The 5251-nt window shown below is 62.8% G+C and carries 5 protein-coding genes; 3 read left to right on the top strand and 2 right to left on the bottom strand.

Going from position 1 to position 5251, the window contains the following annotated elements; genetic code table 11:
• Positions 1 to 200: PAS domain-containing protein (locus tag ACY69P_RS13720; RefSeq protein WP_462327881.1), on the top strand; the 200-nt coding region annotated here is incomplete at its 5' end.
• A 107-nt stretch (positions 201 to 307) separates the two neighbouring features.
• On the opposite strand, the gene ACY69P_RS13715 is transcribed toward ACY69P_RS13720, so the two are convergent.
• Positions 308 to 787 (bottom strand): cytochrome c, encoded by a 480-nt coding sequence (locus tag ACY69P_RS13715; RefSeq protein WP_459898338.1) that lies wholly within the window; start codon positions 785 to 787, stop codon positions 308 to 310.
• 159 nt (positions 788 to 946) lie between these two features.
• The gene (locus ACY69P_RS13710; protein ID WP_462327880.1) at positions 947 to 1273 is read right to left on the bottom strand and encodes a hypothetical protein; all 327 of its coding nucleotides are present in this window, start codon (positions 1271 to 1273) and stop codon (positions 947 to 949) included.
• A gap of 238 nt (positions 1274 to 1511) precedes the next feature.
• Here ACY69P_RS13710 and ACY69P_RS13705 point away from each other — a divergent pair, with 238 nt between their 5' ends.
• Together ACY69P_RS13705 and ACY69P_RS13700 are read left to right on the top strand one after the other, a co-directional pair.
• Positions 1512 to 4514, top strand: coding sequence for a hypothetical protein (locus ACY69P_RS13705; RefSeq protein WP_462327879.1), 3003 nt, complete (start codon positions 1512 to 1514; stop codon positions 4512 to 4514).
• A 141-nt stretch (positions 4515 to 4655) separates the two neighbouring features.
• Positions 4656 to 5012 carry a hypothetical protein gene (locus ACY69P_RS13700; protein ID WP_462327878.1) on the top strand — a complete coding sequence of 119 codons (357 nt, stop codon included), beginning with the start codon at positions 4656 to 4658 and terminating at the stop codon, positions 5010 to 5012.
• The last annotated feature ends 239 nt before the right edge of the window (positions 5013 to 5251 follow it).

Genomic DNA, 5251 nt, shown 5'->3' with positions numbered 1-5251 from the left:
CCGAGCCGTCCGAGCGGGATCAGCTCCTTGACGCCTTGCGCGAGCACGGCGCTGTGATGAACCTGCGCACCCGCATGCGCCGCGCGGACGGCACCACCCTCACCGTGCGCCAAAACGTGCGCGAAATCCGCGACGACGACGGCGAACTGCTCTACTTCCAAGGCACCATGACGCCGGAACCAGACCCCGGCGACATCTAACCCCAGAAGCCACTCCGTCCCCAAAGGACCAAACGCCACACACGGCGCAAACGCGAGGCGGCCTTGCGCCGCCCCGCCTCTGCGCCGCATGGACGAGGTGCCCGCCGTTAATTCTCGCCGCGGTTCTCGCGGTGGCAGGAGCGGCAGGCCTTTTTGACACGGTTCAAATGCTGCTCGGCCTTTTTGAGGTCGTTATCCGAGGCGATGCGCAAAAACTTCTGGGCCTGCGCATTCAGGTACTCGGCCGCGGCCTGAAACTTCGCCGGGTCCGCGCCCTTGAAATACTTGTCCGACCCCTCCACCGGATAGACGCTTTCGTACCGGTGCTCAAACACCAGCGGCAGCATCTGGGCCTTGGCCGCAATGGACAACGTGGGGCTGACCACGCGGATAACGTCGCCCTTTTCCAGCTTCAGCCGAATATCGCGCAGGTCCGCATTCATGGACCGCATGGCGAACTTCCGCGTGAGCACCACTTCCTGCGGGGAGCTTTTGCCCGGCAGCAGCGCCGTCTGCGCCCACGCCGCACTCACCGCAAATATCACGCCCAGACACAGGGCACAGATGACACCCGTTTTCCTCCTCATGCCGTCCCCTCCCGATCACGAATCCTGCCGTGCGCCGCACGCTCCGGGCGGGCCGGCTGCGCGCCACCATTTGACGCCAGCCCCCGCCACAGGCGGATTTTTACCATACTGACAATAACAGAACCACGCGCGCTGGCGCAACACGATTCCCACCAGCGTCTACTCTCCGTTCAGCAGGCGCGACACCACGTTGGCCACGCCCTGCCTGTTGCGCGCCGTTTGGGCCGATTCCCCCTTAAGGCTCGCGGCGTTGGCGTCGATAAGCCCACGGGCGATGTTCTGGACAAACTCGCCATACGACGCATCCCCGGCAGCGCGGGGACCAGCCTGTGGGGCTGGCGTCGCCTGCGGACGCGGCGGCTGTGTGGCCGTCCCTGGCACCAGCGGCGACAGCGGCGGCGCAGCCGGAGCATTCGCGGGGCGGGGCTCTGTGGCGTCAGCATTCCCGGCGCCACTGCCAACGACATCAACGGGACGTTTCTTCATGGCGTCCTCCTTCGCGCCGCCGCAGGCCGCCTGCAAACGCCGTCAAAGACGGCCCCTTGCTTGACGCTCCCCCGGCATACGCATACATATGAAGATTGCATAACCTGGTCTTTTTTCCTGGCGTCGCATGCCGCATCCGCGCCAACCGCCATGACGGGGCGAAGGCTGACGCACCACAACGGCGCAGCGGCAATCCCCCCAAAAAACATGGCCAGACCATCAATGATAAAACACACTTATGACGACCAAAAACTCCACACAAAATAAATTCATCGACCGCATCGGCGCGCTGTACCTCAAGCTGCTTGATGAAAAGCAGGACGAGCAGGAAGCGGCGAAAAGCATCAACGCCTTCGTGAGCAAGGCGCTGAAGAAGTTCGGCTTCAACCTCGCCGCAGACAAAATGGAGGAGCGCACCAAAAAAATCGCTCAGGTCGCCATCGCCCGCGCCAAAAAATCCCAGCGCGAAATGGAACGCCACATCTGGCTCATGGACGTCAAAGTCGGGGCCGCGGGCAGTGGCTACACCATATCCTTTCTGCCCGACATACGCATCCGCAACACGCCCGAGGCGCGCGACATGTGGGAGGGCTTTTTGGATACCCTCGCGCCCAAAACGCGCATCGGCCCGGACCCCAAAACAGGCACCATCGCCATCCTGTACCGCGACGGCGAATGGCTGGGAAACCTCATGCTGGCCGACGATGTGCGCTCGCTGTACATCATTCCGGAAATCCACACCGTGCTGGGGGACTTCATCGCCCGTGGCGCGCGCGTCGTCAACTCGCAGTTTTCCCACACCCTGACGATTCAGGGCGCGCTGTGCATCAATTACGAGCTGCTGCGCCAAACGCCGCCCGCCCTTGAGCTGGAAAACGGCATCAGCCTCTACGGCGTCAAGTCGCCCCTCGGTTCGCCCTTCACCCCGGACCAACTGCGCGCATGGGGCCTGAAAAAAGGCCACCGCGTCAAGATCCGCAGCGATGTTTTCATCTTCAACGAGCATCAGGGCGCGACCCTGTCGTGGGAACTCACCGGCGAAAACGTGCTCACCTCCTACGTGTGGAAAACCGGCAAGTGGCAGCTGGTCCGGCGCGAGCGCATCGACCCCGCCGTGTTCGAGCAGGTGGCCGGCCGCCTAAGCCGCATCTGCCTGATGCTGGGCCTCGGCGCGGACTTTATCGCCAAGAGCGTCTCGCGCACGCAGGAGAATATCGACAAAATCTGCCTGTACCTTGACCTTGCGCGCCTGAACCAGTCCAAGCCCCCGGCCAAGGACGACCCCGAACTTGCCGCGCTGGAGCGGCTCATCCTTGCCTTTGGCGCCCTGCGCGCGCCCTTTTCCGCCGCGCAGGTCAACTCCGACGCCGTGCTGGCCGCCCTTGGCGGCATCTCGGACGACGACGTCACCCTTGCCGGCCAATTTGCCAAACGCCCCCGCTACAAGGTGAGTGAAAAACTCATCCGCCACGACCTCGACGACATTACCCGCTTTATCGACGAGGACACGGACTCCGACGAACTCTTGGCCGATGGCCTTACCACCGCGCGCTTTCTGCATGTGACGTTTAAATCCGACGACGCGCGGGGCAACCTTGCCAGCGCCGCAGGGGACGTGCCCGGACACTTCCGCGACCTTGTCGGCCAGCTCCCCGAGGAAGCGCGCCTGAGCTTCGGGCGCTTTCTTGAGGACCCAGAGCACACCCTCAAGGTCCTGCGCAAGCGCCTCTCCGATGAGGACCATCTGAAGCAGCTTGCCGCCATTGAGGGCGAAATACGCGTGCTGCAGCAGATGCGGCCCAAGGAACTTATCCGCAAAATAGTCAGCGTCCCCTTCAACTCCGAGGACGCCGACTTCCAGCAGGACAAGGCCCTGCTCAACCAACTGTTCGCCATGCAAAAGGCCGAGTTGAAAGACCTGCCCTTTGACGCGGAGCGCCTTGTGGACTTGCTCATCCCCCGCCTCAAGAGCTTTGTCCGCTACCGGTTGGACCTCATCCGCTCCGTGTGGAAAAACGGCCCGGAAGAGCGCCGCCCCATCACGGCGGCCATTGCAGAACAATTGCGCCCCCTCTCGGCCGAGGAGCTCATCAAGGCCCTACGGCGCATTATCATCATGGTTCTGGACGTGGTGCGCGCCTACAACGCTCTCTCCACCACGCCGGCCGGAGAGGGGCAGGATGCCAAGCGCGAGGTCCGCGCCGCCCTGCCCGCCGACGCCGTGATGACCATCCGCTCGCGCCTGAGCCGCGCGTGCCTGTCCATTGGCGTGGGGCGCGCCTTTATTGACGACTACGCCGACGCGCTGGTGGGGAACCTGCACAAGATGGAATACTATCTGGAGCTGGCCCTTGGGGAGGCGGGCGTTGGGAACCACTCCCTGCTGGAGGGCGACGACCGCGAGCTTATCGAAAGCATTCTTGCCAGCTTCCGCGACATCCGCGACGCGGCAGAGCGCGGACAGGTCACCGAGGAATGCGCCGCCGCCCTCAAGTACCTCAAGGACGACAGGCTGGACACCGTGGGCAGCGTCCTGTCCAAGCCCCGCCCCCTCATCGACGTGGCGTCCATCAAAAACGACGTGGCCGCCCTCAAGACCCTGCAAGGCAGCGCGCTGGATGTGGACACCGTCTTTGGCTCGCCGGGGCGCTTTCTGCTCTTCCTGAACTCGTCGCTGGAATCCAAACAGATGAAGCGCACGGTCTCGACCTTTCTCAAGCCCGTGTACTTTGCCATCACCAAGCTGGGCAAGAGCGACGACAGCCTTGCGGGCCTCTCGCTCAATGACGTGCTCAAGGCCCACTGCACCCCGGATTCCGTCAAGACCGCCTTTGACGGTAAGGGCGATCCCAAGGCGCTGGCCGAGCTTGCAGCGGGTATGAAACAGATTTGCGACAAGGGCGCGGCGGACATCATCACCCACATGCGCAAAACGCGTGAGGAAAACCCGCCGCCGGAGCTGGAACGCGATCAGGAATTTGTTGCGCGGCTTTTGGCCTTTGAACGCAAGCCCCTCGGCGCGCTGGAGCTTCAGCCCCGGCAGACCTCGCTGCTGCTGCTCCTTCGCCTTGAGTCCTTCATCACCGAGAGCGTCAAAGCCCTTTTCGAGGACGGCGCCATGGAAGATCAGGACGCCAAAACCATCATCAAGCGCCTGCTGACAGACCTCAAATGGCGCTATGAAATCATCCGCACCTACAACAAGCTCACCACCCCGGCCAAACCCAAGGCCACGGGCTAACATTGCGGCCCCGCGCCGGCCCCCATGCGGGGCCGCGTCCCGCCACGATTTGCATTCCGTGGGTTTTTCCCTTGTCATTGCCCGGTATGTTCTGCATATTATTGAATGAATCCTCCCCGTCACATGCAGGATGGAGGCGGCATGACCCTGATTCGCGACATCGCAACGATCATTCAGTCCATGACAGACGCTCTGCGGCGCACCGAGCCTGACGAGCCGCCACGTTCTCCCGATTCCGGGTGGTGGGTTCTGGTGTGCGGCGCGCATCTGGATGCCGAAGACTTCGACCAGCGCGAAGCGGCGCGGGAAGCCCTGCGCCTGACACTGAGCGACCACGGCATCAGCCTGCGTGAACATATCTGGGTCTGGGACGAGACGGACCGGGCTCAAGTCGTGGTGGGTCAGCACGCCTCCATCCGCAGGGCGAAACGCCATGCCGACGACCTTGTCCGCTTTGGGCTGGAGGTCCGCATCATTTCGCGGTGCCCGGATTCGTAATCACGGGCAGGCACACTCTTTTTCCGCGTCCGAACCTCGAAACCGGAGGTCCGAAATCCCGTGCGGCTCCCCAACTCCTGTCGCGAAATCAGCTCCGGATTCCGGCGCTTTTGCATTGAACAGCGCATATTCAACCTCTTCATCGCCATCTTCATCGGTGCCCTGTCCGGGTACGGCGCTATACTCTTCCACCACGTTCTTGTTGGGTCGCAGTTCGCCTTTTATCAGGAGACAGGCGA

The sequence above is a fragment of the Desulfobaculum sp. genome (genome assembly GCF_054921475.1).
The sequence above is the reverse complement of the archived record's forward strand: the minus strand, read 5'-3'. Positions and strand labels throughout refer to the sequence as shown.